The organism is Micromonospora sp. CPCC 205546 (genome assembly GCF_036902715.1).
In the GTDB taxonomy this organism is placed as follows: domain Bacteria; phylum Actinomycetota; class Actinomycetes; order Mycobacteriales; family Micromonosporaceae; genus Micromonospora.
Genome location: NZ_JBAKHL010000058.1, coordinates 1 through 14656 on the forward strand (window position 1 = coordinate 1; position 14656 = coordinate 14656).

The following is a 14656-nucleotide window of genomic DNA, read 5'->3' on the forward strand; positions in this document are numbered from 1 at the left end:
CCGACCCAACCTCCGCGCGATCGACCGCATCGACTCACCCTCAGCCCGACCCAACCCGATCTGCTCCCGCTCCAGCGAACTCAACCTTGATGCCACGACCACCCCAACGAAGATCCCGGAAGGGTGTTGCAACCACCGGTTGAGTCCGCCTCTGAGGGCCGTTTCTTGCCAAGATCGTGGCGAGCGCCCTCGCGCCGCAGCGCCGAGGGGGGTCAGCCCAGGGTTCGGGTCAGGTGGGGGTTGGTGAAGAGGTGGTGCGGGTCCAGGCGGGCGCGCAGGGCCTGGAAGTCCGCCCAGCGGGGATAGGCCGCCGCGAGTGACTCCGCGTCGCGCCAGTGCAGCTTGCCCCAGTGTGGCCGCCCGCCGAGGCCCGCAGCGACCTGCTCGAAGGCCCGGAAGTACGGCTCGTACGGCATGCCGACGTACTGGTGGACGGCCACGTACGCCGACTCGCGCCCGTAGCCGTGGGAGAGCCAGATGTCGTCGGCGGCGGTGAAGCGCACCTCGACCGGGAAGAGCACCTTGAACGGCAGCCCGTCGACGATCCGGCGCAGCGCGTCGAGCGCCTCGCGCAGGGCGTCGCGCGGCAGCGCGTACTCCATCTCCACGAAGCGGACCCGGCGCGGCGTGCAGAAGACCCGGTCGGAGCGGCCGGTGTAGCGGCGCTCGGTGAGCGCGCGGGCGGAGACGGCGCTGATGCCGGGGGCGAGCGCCGGCACGGCGCGGCCGAGCCGGCAGGCCGCGGCGAAGAGGGTGTTGGAGAGGAACTCGTCGTCCAGCCAGCCGCGCCACGGGGGCAGCGGCCGGTCGTCGGCGGCCACCCGGTCGTTGGCCTTGACCTGCACGCGGTCGGTGTACGGGAACCAGTAGAACTCGAGGTGGTCGTGCCGCTCGACCAGCGAGGGCAGCTCGTCGAGCACGGCCGCCAGCGGCGCCGGCCGCTCGTGGGCGCGCAGCACGAAGGCGTCCACGCAGCGCAGGGTCACCTCGACGAGCACCCCGAGCGCGCCCAGCGACACGCGGGCGGCGGCGAAGACGTCGGGGTGCTCGTCGGCGGAGCAGCGCAGCACCTCGCCGGTGCCGGTGACGAGGGTGAGCGCCTCGACGAACGTCGACAGGCAGCCGTACGCGGCGCCGGTGCCGTGGGTGCCGGTGGAGATCGCGCCGGCGATCGTCTGGGCGTCGATGTCGCCCAGGTTGGGTAGGGCCAGACCGTGTGCGGCGAGCAGTTCGTTGAGCGCGCGCAGGGTGATCCCGGCCGGTACGGTGACCAGTCGGCGATCGACGTCGACGCGTACCCCGGTGTGCAGGTCGGTCAGTTCCATGCGCCGTCCGTCGGTGACCGCGACGCCGGTGAAGGAGTGGCCGCTGCCCACCGCCCTGATCCGGTCCCCGGTCGTCGCGGCGGCGCGGACGGCCTCGGTGACGTCGTCGAGGGAGGTGGGGCGCAGGATGGCGGTGGCGGTGGCGCGTTGGTTGCCGGCCCAGTTGGACCAGGCTGCCAGGGTTGGCGGTGCGGTACCGGCCATGCGCACTCCTTGACATGAATGTGAAGTGACTTCATATCAGCAACGTTGTCGCAGGTAAATACCGCAATCGAGGTTTGCTCGTTGTACCGGTAGTCACGAACCCGTGACGTGCAGATATGTTCATCCGTCGAAGGGGGGTGGCGAGTGTCCACACCAGCCGCCACAGCCGGGCCGCTGCGCCGCGTACCGGTGCAGGGTCGAAGTGTCGCACGGGTCCAGCGGATGCTGGACGCCTGTGCCGAACTCGTCGACGAGGTGGGGTACGAGGGTCTGACCACGACCCTGCTCGCCGAGCGTGCCGAGGTGGCGATCGGGTCGGTCTACCAGTTCTTCCCGGACAAGCGGGCGATCGTGCAGGCGTTGACCCTGCGCACGATGGAGTCCTACCTCCAGCGGCTCGACGAGCGTTTCGCCTCCGACGACCTGACCCACTGGTGGGACGGCGTCGACGCGGGGATCGACGAGTACATCTCGATGCACCGCACCGTTCCGGGATTCCGTACCCTGCACTTCGGCGACGTGGTCGACCTGCACCTGCTCGACGAGCAGCGGGACAACAACGGGGTGATAGCGGACCAGTTGGCCCGGGTGCTCGCCGAACGCTTCGGGCTGGACGTACCCGACCTCCGCTTCCACCTGGAGATCGCCGTGGAGGCGGCCGACGCGCTGATCAAGTTGGCGTTCCGCCGGCTGCCCGAGGGCGACGACCGGGTGCTGGCCGAGGCGAAGGCGCTGATCCGGGAGTACCTGCACCGCCAGGTCGACGCCCCGGCCGGCGTGGACCAGCCGGGCTGACCCGGCGGGCGTGGACCAGCCGGGCTGACCCGGCCGGCGGACTGGATCAGAGGAACGCGTGGCCCTCGCCCCGGTAGGTCGGCACGGTGCCCACGACCGCGTCCCCCTCGACCAGGTGCAGCTCGTTGACGTGCTCGCACAGCTCGCCGGCCTTCGCGTGCCGGAACCAGACCCGGTCGCCGACCCGCAGCCCGCCGGCCGCCGCGCCGGCCAGCGGGGTCTGCACCTCGCCGGCCCCCTCGGTGCCGATCAGCTTCAGGCCCGCCGGCAGCCACGGCAGGGGCAGCCGGCTGCCCTCGGCCGGGCCGGAGGCGATCCAGCCGCCGCCCAGCACGGTGGCGAGGCCGGGCCCGGGGCGGCGGACCACCGCGCAGGCGAAGGCCGCCGCCGGGGTGGGGCGCCAGGCGCGGTACGCGTCGAACAGCGTCGGCCCGTACAGCCCCGATCCCGCGGTGACCTCGGTGACCGCGGGATCGGCGCTGGTGGCGGCCACGCTGCCGGTGCCGCCGCCGTTGACGAACTCCAGGTCGGCGTGTTCGCGTACGGCGGCCACCGCCGCGCCCCGGCGGGCCAGCAGCTCGCGGTACGAACCGCGCTGGGCCAGCCGGATCGCGGAGCCGAGCACCGCCCGCCCGGGCGGAGCGTCGCCGAGGCCGGCGATCTGCGCCTCGTACGCCATCAGCCCGACCAGCCGGAAGCCGGCGCGCGCCGCGACGGTGGCGGCGAGCGCGCCGGCGGCCCGGGCGCTGTGCACCGGTGAGCGGCGCACCCCGACGTGCACCCGCCCGCGCAGCGGTCGCCAGGAGGCGTCCAGTTCGAGGCAGACCCGCAGCTCGGGGCGGCGGCCGGGCGGGCACACGGCATCGACGAGGTCGAGCTGGTCGGTGCCGTCGATCATCAGCGTGACGGCCCCGGCGAGCGCCGGGTCGGCGGCGAGCGCGGCGAGCGCCCCCCGGTCGACCGTGGGGTACGCCACCAGCGCGTCGTCGGTCACCCCGGCGCGGACCAGCCAGAGCGCCTCGGGCAGCGTGAAGGCCATCACGCCCCGCCAGCCGGGTCGCGCCAGCGCCCGGCCGATCAGGTCCCGGGCGCGGACCGACTTGCTGGCGATCCGGACGGGTTTGCCGGCGGCCCGGTCGGCCAGCGCGGCGGCGTTGCCGTCGAAGGCCGTGAGGTCGACGACGGCGTACGGCGGGTCGAGGTGCGCGGTCGCCCGGTCGAGGCGCTCACGAAGTTTGTCGCTTTCGATGGCCACGTGTGCACGCTAACTGTCTGGGGGTCAATGCGAAATACCCTCGCGTCTGTCCGGGCTGCGGGCGGTGGTCGCGGCGGCCTAGGCTCGGCGAACAGGAGAATGTCGCGGCGGGGCAGGTCCCCACCGGGTCTAGAGTGTTCCACCGGGACTGCCCAGCGATGGGCCGGCACGTGGAGGTACGGCCATCGAAAGCCAGTTCAACGGCGAGTCGCCCGGCGTGTCGTCGTCCTCGACCAAGCCCGGCGCCGCCGAGAAGCCCGGGGCGGACCACTCCGGTTACGCCGCCATTCGCTCGGTGCTGCGGATCACGCCGTTCCGCCGGCTCTGGATCGTGCTCGGTGCCGCCTCCTTCGGCGACTGGTTCGGTCTGCTCGCCACCAGTGTCTTCGCCGCCTCCCAGGTCGAGGGGAGCACCGCCAAGGGCGCCGCCTTCGGCGGCGTGATCGCCATCCGGCTGCTGCCGGCGTTGGTGCTCGGCCCGATCGCCGGCGTGTTCGCCGACCGCTTCGACCGGCGCTGGACGATGGTCATCTGCGACGTGCTGCGGTTCCTGCTCTTCGCCTCGATCCCGCTGGTCGCGTTGCTCGGGGCGAGCGGGCCCGTCGTGGTCGGCTGGGCGGCGATCGCCACCTTCCTGATCGAGTCGATCACGCTGCTGTGGATCCCGGCCAAGGAGGCCGCGGTCCCCAACCTGATCCCGCGCGCCCGGCTGGAGGCCGCCAACCAGCTCACGCTGATCACCACGTACGGCCTCACCCCCATCCTCGCCGCGGCGGTCGCCGCCGCCCTGGACGCCGCCGTCCGGGCGGCCACCGGGGGAGCGACGCCGAACTGGGCCGAACCCGCTCAACTCGCGCTCTGGGTCAACGCGTTCTCCCGGCTGGCCACCGCGCTGGTGGTGGCGTACGGCATCAAGGAGATCAGCCAGGGGCAGTCCGCCGAACGGGAGGGCACCGAGCAGAGCATGCTGCGCCAGTTCAAGGAGGGCTGGCGCTACATCGGCCAGACCCCGCTGGTCCGCGGCCTGGTGCTCGGCATCTTCGGCGCGTTCGCCGGTGGCGGCATCGTGATCGGCACCGCCAAGTTCTTCGCCACCTCGCTCGGCGCCGGTGACGCCGCCTTCTACCTGCTCTTCGGCGCCATCTTCATCGGCCTCGCGCTGGGCATCGGGCTCGGCCCGATGATCGTCAAGGACATGTCCCGGCGGCGCTGGTTCGGCATGAGCATCGTGCTGGCCAGCGCCTCGGTGATGGCCCTGGCCTTCGCCATCCACCTCTCCATGGCGATGGTGGGCGCGATCCTCGTCGGCGCGGGCGCCGGGATGGCGTTCCTCTCCGGCACCACCCTGCTCGGCGGGGAGATCGCCGACGAGGTGCGCGGCCGGGTCTTCGCGGTGGTGCAGATCGGCACGCGGCTGGTGCTGATCCTCGCGATCGGCCTCAGCAGCCTGCTGGCCGGCGTCGGCGGCTCGCGCCGGCTGGAGCTGGCCGACCTGGGCGTCTCGATCTCGTCCACCCGACTGCTGCTGCTCGCCGCCGGCGCCGCCGGCATCTTCGCCGGGATCAGCGCGTTCGGGCAGATGGACGACAAGAAGGGCGTTCCCGTCCTGGCCGACCTCTGGGGCTCGATCCGGGGCCGCCCGCTGATGCCGGCCGAGCCGTTCGTCTCCGCCGGCCTCTTCGTGGTCTTCGAGGGCGGCGAGGGCGCCGGCAAGTCCACCCAGCTCGCCGCGCTGGCCGAGCGGCTGCGCGGGCAGGGGCGCGACGTGGTGGTGACCCGCGAGCCGGGTGCCACCACCGTCGGCGAGCGGATCCGGTCGCTGCTGCTCGGCGCGCCCGGTTCCGACGTGCCGTCGCCGCGCGCCGAGGCGCTGCTCTACGCCGCCGACCGGGCGCACCACGTGGCCACCGTCGTCCGGCCGGCGCTCGTGCGGGGCGCGGTGGTGATCAGCGACCGGTACGTCGACTCGTCCCTGGCGTACCAGGGGGCCGGGCGGACGCTCCCCGTCGACGAGGTCTCCTGGCTCTCGTCCTGGGCCACCGGCGGGCTCAAGCCCGACCTGGTGGTGCTGCTGGACGTCGACCCGCACACCGGCCTGACCCGGGTGGCGGCGCGCGCCGAGGCGGCCGACCACGTGGAGGCCGAGTCCGTCGCGTTCCACGAGCGGGTCCGCTACGCCTTCCTCGACCTCGCCGCCGCCGACCCGAAGCGCTACCTGGTGCTCGACGCGTCCCGCCCGGTCGAGGAGATCGCCGGGCAGGTGGCCCGGCGGGTCGAGGAGATGTTCGGCGCCCCCGGCGGCATCGTGCACCCGCGCCCGGCGCACGGGCCGGACACCTCGGTGCAGCCGGAGTTATCCGAATCGGAGCTGGTACCGATGGAGCGCCGGACCTGATGCCCGACGTCTTCGCCGACCTGGTCGGGCAGGACGAGGCGGTCGACACGCTGCGCCGCGCCGCCGCCGCGGCGTCCGCCGTGCTGCGCGCCGCCGCCGTCACGCCCCCGACCGACGGCGCCGGGGACGGGTTCGACGCGCTCGCCGAGGAGTCCGCCGACGCGCAGCCGGCGGCCGCCGTCGACGCGGGGGCGGGGATGACGCACGCCTGGATCTTCACCGGGCCGCCCGGCTCGGGCCGGTCGGTGGCGGCGCGGGCCTTCGCCGCCGCCCTCCAGTGCGCGTACGGCACCGGCTGCGGGGAGTGCCCCGGCTGCCACACCACGATGACCGGCACCCACGCCGACGTCCGGATGGTGGTGCCGGAGGGGCTCTCCATCGGCGTCAACGAGATGCGGGCGCTGGTGCTGCGCGCCGCCAGCACCCCGTCGGGCGGGCGCTGGCAGGTGGTGGTCATCTCCGACGCGGACCGGCTCACCGAGGCGGCCGGCAATGCGCTGCTCAAGGCCATCGAGGAGCCGCCGCCGCGGACGGTCTTCCTGCTCTGCGCCCCGTCGACCCACCCGGACGACATCTCGGTGACCATCCGGTCGCGCTGCCGGGTCGTACCGCTGGGGCAGCCCGCGCCGGAGGCGGTGGCCGAGGTGCTGGCCCGCCGCGACGGCGTCGCGCCCGACGTGGCCCGGTGGGCCGCGGCGGCGGCGCAGGGGCACGTGGGGCGGGCCCGCCGGCTGGCCCGCGACCCCGAGGCGCGCAAGCGCCGGGAGGCCGTCCTCGCGGTGCCGCGCCGGCTGACCGGTGTGGGGGCCGCGTTCGACGCGGCGTCGGCGCTGATCGAGGCGGCCGAGGCGGAGGCCGAGGCGTCCGTCGCGGAGGCCGACGCGGCCGAGCGGGCGGCGCTGGAGACCGCGCTCGGCGCCGGGGGCACCGGGCGGGGGGCGGCCGGCGCGATCCGGGGCGCCGCCGGGCAGCTGAAGGACCTGGAGAAGCGGCAGAAGTCCCGGGCCACCCGGGCGCAGCGGGACGCGCTGGACCGGGCGCTCGTCGACCTGGCCGGCTTCTATCGCGACGCGCTCACCATGGCGCTGCGCGCCCCCGTGGCGCCGGTGCACACCGACACCGCCGCGCTGGCGGAGGCGGGCGCCCAGAAGTGGGACGCCGAGGGGGCGCTGCGCCGCCTGGAGGCGGTGCTGGAGTGCCGGGCGGCGATCGAGGCGAACGTCAAGCCCCGCATCGCCGTCGAGGCGATGATGCTCTCGCTCTGGAAGGGCTGAGCCCGCCGGTCGCCCGTCCCCGGGGCGGCCCGGGGCGGACCCGCCGCGGCCGCTGCGCCGCGGCCCGGTCCCGCCGGCCGGACCGGCTGTCCACAGGCATCGACAGCCGCGATTGCTGTGCGGTACGGTCCGGTGTGCCGTGGTGACGGTGGCGGCACGCACAGTGATTCCCTTGTTCCGGGAGGAGTCCGCCGATGCCGCGGGGGGAGATCGACGAGGCCTGGATCGAGGAGGCGGTGCGGCGCTACCGCCGCATCGAGTCCCTCCAGACCGAGTTCGACCAGGCGGTGTCGACCGTCGAGGTCACCGTCCGATCGCCCGACGGCTTGGTCGAGGTGGTGGTGACCGCCGGCGGGCGGATCACCGACGTGCGGTTCCTCGGTCCGCTGCACACCCGCAACCCGCGCGACGTGGCCGGCTCGGTGCAGGCGGCGGTCACCGCGGCGGCCGACGCCGCCCAGTGGGCCCGGGAGAAGCTGCACAACGAGACCTTCGCCGCCTACCGGCCGCTGGCGGGAGCCTGAGATGGAGAGCCTGCGCGCCCTCGCCGCCCGGCTCGACGAGGCGAGCGAGACCATGACCACCGTGTCCCGCACGGTCACCGTGGGCGACCCGGCCCAGGTCGCGTTCGGCGCCGACGCCCCCGGCCGGCCCGGGGAGATCGGGCGGGCCCTGCACCGCCAGTGGACCGCCGCCACCGGCGACCGGGCCCGGGAGGCGCACCTGGCCGCCCAGCGACTGGCCGCCGCCGCGGCGGCCGTACGGGCCGCCGCCGACCACTACGCCGACGTCGACCGCGCCGCGCGCCACCGGCTCACCGAGGAGGTGTGATGGACGCGCTGGAGCGGCTCGCCGAGCCCGGCCTCGACCTGCTCCGCCGGGTCGACACGCTGCTCGCCGCCGGTGCCCCCGAGGGCCACCGGGTGTGGCCGCTGCTGCGCCGCATGCAGGTGCTTCCGGGCGAGGCCGTCCGCAACTTCCTCGACCTGCATCCGGCACCGCTGGCCGCCGCCGGCCACAGCGCGCGCCGCCTCGTCCGGGGCTACGACGAGGCCTGCGCCGCGCTGACCGACCCGGTGCTGTGGTCCGGTTCGGCCGCGTCGTCGTACGGGCAGGCCCGGGCCGCCCTGCTGCGCCACCTCGACGAGGGGCCCGAGAGCCTGGTCGGCCGGCTGGAGTCGACGGCCGGCTTCGCCGACGCGCTCGCCGACTGGGTGGAGGGCAGCCGCCTCGCACTGGCCCGGGCGCTGGCCGACGTGCTGCGCTGCGCCGAGGCGGTGACCGTCGTCGCCGCCACGTCGACGCCGGCCGGCGCACCGGGGCGGGGAGCGGCGGGGCCGGGCGCGACCGAGGCCGCCGAGATCGCCGCCCGGGTGCTGGCGGTGCTCTGCGTCGCGTACGACGGGGCCGAGACCCTGCTGCGCCAGTGGACGCCGAGCCTCGCCGAGTCCCGCTGGCGGGCGCCGGTGGCCGAACGCCCGCGCTACGACACCCCCACCCGCGTCGGCTGGTGACCCGCCGTCCCGGGCGGGCCGGAAGGGCCGGCCGCGCAGCACCTCAGGGGCGTGGACGGCTGCGTGCCGTAGTCGGGCGGCGACTGCCCGCCGGGTGGTCCCGCCCCGCGCGCCGTAGGGTGTGAAGCATGGGCATGCTGTGCGCGGTCAGCTTCCAGCGGTACGGGCGCCTCTACTACCTGGACCCGGGCGAGCTGCGCCCCCAGGTCGGCGACAAGGTGCTGGTGCCGACCGACGACGGGCCCGAGGTGGCCGAGTGCGTCTGGGCGGCGCAGTGGGTCACCGAGGAGACCGAGGGCTTCCCCCGCCTCGCCGGCCTGGCCGGCGAGGAGGACCTGCGCCGCGACGAGGCCCTGCGCCGCCGCAAGGCCGAGGCGAAGGTCGCGGCGAAGCGGCTGATCCGGGAGCACGCCCTGCCGATGAAGGTGGTGGCGATCGACCACGTCCTCGCCGCCGCCGAGGGTGGCGGTGAGCGGAGCACCATCTACTTCACGGCCCCGCACCGGGTGGACTTCCGCGCGCTGGTCCGGGACCTCGGGGCCACCCTGCACTGCCGGGTCGAGCTGCGCCAGCTCTCCGCCCGGGACTCGGCGCGGGTGCAGGGCGGCATCGGCTCCTGCGGCCGGGACCTCTGCTGCGCCACCTTCCTCACCGACTTCGAGCCGGTCACCATCCGGATGGCGAAGGACCAGGACCTGCCGCTCAACCCGCTGCGCATCTCCGGCGCGTGCGGCCGGCTGATGTGCTGCCTGAAGTACGAACATCCGCTCTACCAGCGGTTCCAGGAGTCCGCCCCGGCCGTCGGCGCCCGCGTCACCACGCCGGAGGGGGAGGGCCGCGTGGTCGGCCACAGCGTCCCGAGAGACGCGGTGACCGTCCGCCTGGACGCCGACGGCTCGCGCTCCATGTGCTCCCGCGCCGACGTCTGCGGCTCCCGACTCGCCTACGAGAGCCGTGACCTGTCGGGCCAGGAGGGTGCCGCGCGATGACTGGCGCGCCTTGTCGCTCACGGCGGTGACACCGCTGCGGACGACCGAGCGACCATGAGGGACCGCACCCGTCTCACCTTGCTCGCTACCATCCGGCGATGGGCCTGAGGAACTACCTGATCGAAGGCGTCTCCGGCACCGGCAAGACCTCGGTCTGCAAAGAACTGCGGCGGCGCGGCTACCACGCCATCAACGGTGACCGGGAGCTGGCCTATCAGGGCGACCCGGAGACCGGTGAGCCGTTGGACGGCCTCGGGCACGAGCACCACATCTGGCGCGTGGACGACGTGCGGGCCCTGGTCGCCAACCACGACGAGCCGGTGACCTTCTTCTGCGGTGGCTCACGGAATCTTCACAAGTTCGTCGACTTGTTCGACGGCGTCTTCGTCCTGGAAGTCGACTGGGACACCTTGAACCGGCGGCTCGACGGGCGACCGGAGGACGAGTGGGGTGGAAGAGCGGCCGAACGCGAACTCATCAGGCGATTGCACCGAACCACGTCAGACACCCCGAAAACCGGCACCCCGATCGACGCCACCGCACCCCTCGCGAACGTCGTCGACGAAATCCTCCGCCAGGTGACGCTGTCCCCGGCCACGTAGGCACACTCTCCCCGACCCTCCCGGCCTCTCCGGGTCGATCATGAGGTTGGCGGCGAAGTCGATCGCGAACAGTGCCGCCAACCTCATGATCGATGCGGTCCTGTCCCCGGGGGCGGGGGGCGGGGGTGGGGTGGGTGGGTCAGGTGAGGGTGGTGGGGGGTTCGGCCAGGCGGGGGCGCAGCGGCTGCTTCGGGACCAGCCAGGAGGAGCCGGGGGACTGGTCCGGGTTGACCTGCCAGTCGCGGGCCACCCGGTCGACGGCGATCGGGTAGATCGTCAGGGTGCCGTCGGGGTCGATGCGCAGCCGCAGGAACGCCTTGGCGTCCTCGATGCCCTGGCCGGCGAAGAGTTCGTTGACGTTCACCCCGAACGCGCCGGCCACCAGCAGGTAGGCGGCCACCAGCTGGCTCGCCACCAGCCCGATGACCGGGCCGTAGAGCACCGCCGCGGCGGCGACCGGCAGGGGCCACGGCCAGTGGTAGAAGGGCAGGGCCAGCCAGGCCCAGGTGCCGACGGCGGCCAGCGCGATCTGGGTCAGGCCGTGGCCCACGCCCAGGATCCAGTGCCGGGCGTGCCGTTTGCCGCCGGAGCTGGGCGGCTTGGCGAAGAACGCGGCGCCGAGCATCGTGACGATCAGCATCGCCATCAGGGGCACGCTGAACAGCCGCTGCTCGATGCCCTCCGGGTTGCTCGCGACGCCGGCCATCGCCAGCATCAGCAGCGTGTGCAGGGTGCCAAGCAGCGTGGTGAAGCCCGGGTTGCGCAGCGGAAGGCGGGGGAAGATCCCCCAGGCGTACCGGCGGGAGCGGGCGGCGTCCGGGTAGCAGCCCGCCAGATCGTACGGGTGGGAGGTGCTGGCCCGCCGGGCGAGGGTGTCGCGCGGCGGCACCTCGATGCGCTCCGGGAGCTTGTGCGTCGGGTAGAGGTACGCCCCGCCGCCCCCACAGGTGATCAGCTGCCGGTCCGGGCCGGCGTAGCGGGCGTAGTGGTGCAGGTCGCCGGAGACCAGCAGCCGTACCTGCGCCCCGGTGGGCGCGACGATGGTGCGGACGAAGTAGTCGATCGAGTCGTACGCCGTGGGCTGGTCGACGGCCTTGACCCACGTCGGCGCCGGCACGGCCAGGATCACCCGGCTCTCGGGGCCCAGCCGCTCGGCGACCCGGTCGAAGTAGGTGAGCTGCGGATCGTCCAGGTACGAGCCGGACTGGTCGTCGAGGCCGAGCAGCCACCAGCCGGCGGGCAGCTCCACCGCGAAGTACGAGCGGGACTGGCCCGTGTCCCAGCCGCCGAAGTGCCGGTCCCGGGAGCGGACGAAGAGCCTCAGGAAGGCGGTCAGGCCGTCGTACCAGTCGTGGTTGCCGGGTACCGCGAACAGCGTGGGCCGCTCGGGCGGGGTGACCGGCAGCGCGGCCTGGTAGGGCCCCTTGCAGCGGTCCTCGTACGCCTCGAAGGCCGCCGACGGATAGACCTGGTCGCCGCCCATCACCAGGGTCTGCGCGCGGGGCAGGCGGTGCCCGTCCACCTCCAGCTCCGGCTGGGCGATCAGGTAGGCCACCGAGTAGGTGGCGTTGAAACCGTCGCCCAGGTCGGCCACGTAGTCCAGCCAGAGCCCGCCGTCCGGCCCGACCTGTCGCGCGATGCCCGCGTCGAGGGAGTTCTGCAGCTCCCGCTTGTCCAGGTACGCCCCGAAGAGCATCGCCAGCAGTGTGCGGATGCCGGTGCTGACCAGCAGGAACGGCGCGAGCCACGGCACCGGCCTGCGTGGGGTGAAGCCCAGCTCCCGGGGGTCGACGCCACGCGGCCGGCGCGCGGTCCGCCCGCCGGCCGCCTCGCTCGCGTGCGGGCTCACCGCCGCGGCGTCCTGCGGATCCGCGGCGGGGGCGCGATCGTCGTTCACCCGCCGCAGCGTAGTCCCGGCCGGCGGCGGTCGCTGTCCGGCGGACGACGGATCGGGGCCGGATGTCCGGATGGGGATCCCGTTCGATCGGCGGGCGGGTCGTGCCGTACACTTGCTGATCGTTGCCGCCTTAGCTCAGTCGGCTAGAGCGACGCACTCGTAATGCGTAGGTCGACGGTTCGATTCCGTCAGGCGGCTCGGTACAGAAGCCCAGGTCAACGACCTGGGCTTCGCCGTTTCCCGAGGTCGGTCACGGTGCACCGTCCGTGGTGCCAGTCCGCAAATGATCCGCATCCCGTGCCGCGAACGCCTCGTCCAGCCGGTTGGCGACCGCGTCCAGGTCGTCACCGAACAGCCCCGCGTTGACACCTATCGGGGGGATGGGGGCAGGCTGGCGGCCATCGCCTCGCGAACTGCGCGCTCGTACTGGTCCCGACGGAACACGAAGGGGCCGAAGTCCCCATAGTCGCGCTGGGGGCGGTAGGGCTGGGAGAAGCCGCGCCACATCACCGAGTCCTCGGTAGTAACCACCTGCGCTTCCAGGGGCCAGCAGCCGACCTCGCCGCAGTCGCAACCGAGTAGGGCGATCACGCCTTGCCTGGACCGGTAGGCGGAGTCCGATCGTCCGGTGAGGTAGGCAGCCAGGTCACCGAAGTTGAAGTGATCGAGAACGATTCCGGCATAGGCGCCGGGCACATCGTGGCCAGCGGCGTGCTCGAAGCCCGAAACCAGGTCCACCAAGCTCACGTTGTCGGCGTACGGCAATAACTCGCGCGCCGGGTCGGGACCCTGGCCCCACGGACGGATCTCGAAGCGAACCTTGCGAAGCAGCGGCTGAGTTGGCACAAGGTCCAAGTCTGCCGCAAGGTCGCCCGGAACTCCTCGGGCACGTGCACTGTCGAGCCACAGCGGCGTGAGAGGCCGAGGCCAGCGACCGGCAGGCGGTCAGGACGAGAAGAGTTCCCGGTAGACGGCAGCGGTGCCGGACGACCGCCCCCGGTAGCACGACACGAAGCTGCCCGAAACGACGCCGAGGGATCTGGTCAGCGTGGCGTCTACGAGGTAATCGGGATGGACGCCGTCGGGGCTCGTCCGGCGTTCGAAGCTCACCGTGACGACGTCGCCCTCGCACACGTCGAGGCTCTCATCGAACAACGGAAGGTAGGCGGGCGTCCAGTTGGTCTTGTCCAGGAGCGAGTCGATCGTCGTGTCTGCGCCGGGACCGGCGTCCAGCCGAATCCAGCACAGCAGCCCGTCGACCCTTCCGGCCCGCTCGATCCGGAGCTCCACCTCGGTCGTGGCGTCGAGTGGCTCCGCACGATCGAACCGGAGCTGCTCCACGACCCCGCCGCTCGACAGCACGCAGCCCGGATCGGGGTTGACGACCGTCAGGCGGAGGTCGAAGGGGCCGCCGTTGAAATCGAAGATCTGCCGCAGATACGGTAGCGCGTCGCTGGAGAAGGCGAGGCCCGCCGGGAAGAGATCGCGCAGGGAGACCGGGGCGACGAGCGTGTCGCAGGCGGCCGGGACGACCACCGCGCCGGGGTTCAGCAGCCGTGCGTGGGCGTCCGCCATCGCCGCCAGCATTCCCTCCGAGCTGGCGAACGAGCCAATGAGCTCGGCGACGCAGACGTCCGCTCGGGGGTCGAGGTCGTGGTCGAAGGAGACGCCGTAGCGGAGGTCGACCTTCTCGCGTTCCGGTGCCTGGGCCAGCCGCTTCGTCGCCACGGCGTGGCTGCGGGGCATGGCTTCCAGGGCGACGACACTCTGGGCTCCCTGACGGGCGGCCTCCAGCGCCCAGTGGACGTTCTCGCCGGTGCCGATGTCGAGCACCCGGCGACCCGGGCAGGCCGGCAGCAGCGCCGCCCGGAAGGCGTCGTTCCGGACGGTGTCGTTGCTCATCGCGTAGTAGAGGTACGGATCGTAGATCGGATACTCGCCGACCGAGGGCCAGATGGCCGGGCTGCCGTACTCGGGTGAAGAGTCGATCGCGATGCCGACACGGCCATCGCGGTAGTTGTAGGTCTCTCGGCTCAACGCCATGGTTCTTCCCCTGATCGTATGGGCTGCGCCCCGGGCGGAGCCGTCTGCCTGCGCGCGGCGACGGCCTGAGACCAGCGCCGCGACAGCCTAAGACCAGCGCGGCCAGCCTTCCAGTCGGTCTCTTCGACGTCACGTCCGCTCTGCGGGGGCGTGATGAGATCCGCCCCGAACGCCATGACGAGACAAGGCCGGGTCAGCGCGCGCAGCGCCTCCGTCGGCGCTGAGGTCCGGCATCCGTCCTTCACCGCTGGACCGCCAGGCCGGGGCCACTGGGTTCGCTTCAGGCGTGCGTCGGGATGATGTGATCCGTCTGGGCTGGTCAAGGTGGTGACGACTTCTCGCCAACGTTCTCCGGTGGCGTTG

Annotated in this window: 14 protein-coding genes and 1 tRNA gene; 9 read left to right on the top strand and 6 right to left on the bottom strand. The window is 73.3% G+C overall.

What is annotated here, in order from left to right:
• On the bottom strand, positions 1-102 hold a 102-nt coding region (locus V6U77_RS30095; protein ID WP_442934438.1), incomplete at its 3' end, for a helix-turn-helix domain-containing protein.
• Positions 103-212: 110 nt separating this feature from the next.
• The gene (locus V6U77_RS23325) at positions 213-1529 is read right to left on the bottom strand and encodes a D-arabinono-1,4-lactone oxidase (protein WP_334608762.1); all 1317 of its coding nucleotides are present in this window, start codon (positions 1527-1529) and stop codon (positions 213-215) included.
• A gap of 222 nt (positions 1530-1751) precedes the next feature.
• Between V6U77_RS23325 and V6U77_RS23330 the strand changes: the two genes are divergently transcribed.
• Positions 1752-2324 carry a TetR/AcrR family transcriptional regulator gene (locus V6U77_RS23330; protein WP_334608763.1) on the top strand — a complete coding sequence of 191 codons (573 nt, stop codon included), beginning with the start codon at positions 1752-1754 and terminating at the stop codon, positions 2322-2324.
• Positions 2325-2370: 46 nt separating this feature from the next.
• Here the strand turns inward: V6U77_RS23330 and V6U77_RS23335 are convergent, their stop codons facing one another.
• Positions 2371-3579: an amino acid deaminase/aldolase gene (locus tag V6U77_RS23335; RefSeq protein WP_334608764.1), complete on the bottom strand. Its 1209-nt coding sequence runs from the start codon at positions 3577-3579 to the stop codon at positions 2371-2373.
• Positions 3580-3910: 331 nt separating this feature from the next.
• Between V6U77_RS23335 and tmk the strand changes: the two genes are divergently transcribed.
• The 7 genes from tmk to V6U77_RS23370 all read left to right on the top strand — a co-directional run bounded on the left by tmk (position 3911) and on the right by V6U77_RS23370 (position 10353).
• Complete coding sequence (tmk, locus tag V6U77_RS23340) at positions 3911-5974, top strand: dTMP kinase (protein ID WP_442934487.1); 2064 nt, start codon at positions 3911-3913, stop codon at positions 5972-5974.
• Positions 5974-7248 (top strand): DNA polymerase III subunit delta', encoded by a 1275-nt coding sequence (locus V6U77_RS23345; RefSeq protein WP_334608765.1) that lies wholly within the window; start codon positions 5974-5976, stop codon positions 7246-7248. The genes tmk and V6U77_RS23345 overlap by 1 nt, the downstream gene beginning before the upstream one ends.
• Before the next feature lie 194 nt (positions 7249-7442).
• Positions 7443-7772, top strand: coding sequence for a YbaB/EbfC family nucleoid-associated protein (locus V6U77_RS23350; protein ID WP_121397041.1), 330 nt, complete (start codon positions 7443-7445; stop codon positions 7770-7772).
• A gap of 1 nt (position 7773) precedes the next feature.
• Positions 7774-8079: a hypothetical protein gene (locus V6U77_RS23355; RefSeq protein ID WP_334608766.1), complete on the top strand. Its 306-nt coding sequence runs from the start codon at positions 7774-7776 to the stop codon at positions 8077-8079.
• Positions 8079-8762: a hypothetical protein gene (locus V6U77_RS23360; RefSeq protein WP_334608767.1), complete on the top strand. Its 684-nt coding sequence runs from the start codon at positions 8079-8081 to the stop codon at positions 8760-8762. Before V6U77_RS23355 ends, V6U77_RS23360 begins: the two co-directional genes overlap by 1 nt.
• A 128-nt stretch (positions 8763-8890) precedes the next feature.
• Positions 8891-9751: a PSP1 domain-containing protein gene (locus tag V6U77_RS23365; protein ID WP_334608768.1), complete on the top strand. Its 861-nt coding sequence runs from the start codon at positions 8891-8893 to the stop codon at positions 9749-9751.
• Between the two features lie 98 nt (positions 9752-9849).
• Positions 9850-10353, top strand: a complete 504-nt coding sequence (locus tag V6U77_RS23370) for an AAA family ATPase (RefSeq protein ID WP_334608769.1) — start codon at positions 9850-9852, stop codon at positions 10351-10353.
• 139 nt (positions 10354-10492) lie between these two features.
• Here V6U77_RS23370 and V6U77_RS23375 read toward each other — a convergent pair whose 3' ends face one another.
• Positions 10493-12328 carry a metallophosphoesterase family protein gene (locus V6U77_RS23375; RefSeq protein WP_442934488.1) on the bottom strand — a complete coding sequence of 612 codons (1836 nt, stop codon included), beginning with the start codon at positions 12326-12328 and terminating at the stop codon, positions 10493-10495.
• Positions 12329-12374: 46 nt separating this feature from the next.
• On the opposite strand from V6U77_RS23375, the gene V6U77_RS23380 reads away from it, so the two are divergent.
• A tRNA-Thr gene (locus V6U77_RS23380) sits at positions 12375-12448 on the top strand.
• Between the two features lie 171 nt (positions 12449-12619).
• Here V6U77_RS23380 and V6U77_RS23385 read toward each other — a convergent pair.
• Both V6U77_RS23385 and V6U77_RS23390 read right to left on the bottom strand, forming a co-directional pair.
• Positions 12620-13096 carry a hypothetical protein gene (locus V6U77_RS23385; RefSeq protein WP_231925809.1) on the bottom strand — a complete coding sequence of 159 codons (477 nt, stop codon included), beginning with the start codon at positions 13094-13096 and terminating at the stop codon, positions 12620-12622.
• 99 nt (positions 13097-13195) lie between these two features.
• Positions 13196-14293: a class I SAM-dependent methyltransferase gene (locus tag V6U77_RS23390; RefSeq protein ID WP_334608770.1), complete on the bottom strand. Its 1098-nt coding sequence runs from the start codon at positions 14291-14293 to the stop codon at positions 13196-13198.
• Positions 14294-14656 lie beyond the last annotated feature (363 nt).

Bases quoted from the DNA above. Each gene is read 5' to 3' on its own strand.
- V6U77_RS23325 (WP_334608762.1), bottom strand. From the start codon at position 1,529: ATGGCCGGTACCGCACCGCCAACCCTGGCAGCCTGGTCCAACTGGGCC.
- V6U77_RS23330 (WP_334608763.1), top strand. From the start codon at position 1,752: ATGCTGGACGCCTGTGCCGAACTCGTCGACGAGGTGGGGTACGAGGGT.
- V6U77_RS23345 (WP_334608765.1), top strand. From the start codon at position 5,974: ATGCCCGACGTCTTCGCCGACCTGGTCGGGCAGGACGAGGCGGTCGAC.
- V6U77_RS23350 (WP_121397041.1), top strand. From the start codon at position 7,443: ATGCCGCGGGGGGAGATCGACGAGGCCTGGATCGAGGAGGCGGTGCGG.
- V6U77_RS23355 (WP_334608766.1), top strand. From the start codon at position 7,774: ATGGAGAGCCTGCGCGCCCTCGCCGCCCGGCTCGACGAGGCGAGCGAG.
- V6U77_RS23360 (WP_334608767.1), top strand. From the start codon at position 8,079: ATGGACGCGCTGGAGCGGCTCGCCGAGCCCGGCCTCGACCTGCTCCGC.
- V6U77_RS23365 (WP_334608768.1), top strand. From the start codon at position 8,891: ATGGGCATGCTGTGCGCGGTCAGCTTCCAGCGGTACGGGCGCCTCTAC.
- V6U77_RS23370 (WP_334608769.1), top strand. From the start codon at position 9,850: ATGGGCCTGAGGAACTACCTGATCGAAGGCGTCTCCGGCACCGGCAAG.
- V6U77_RS23390 (WP_334608770.1), bottom strand. From the start codon at position 14,293: ATGGCGTTGAGCCGAGAGACCTACAACTACCGCGATGGCCGTGTCGGC.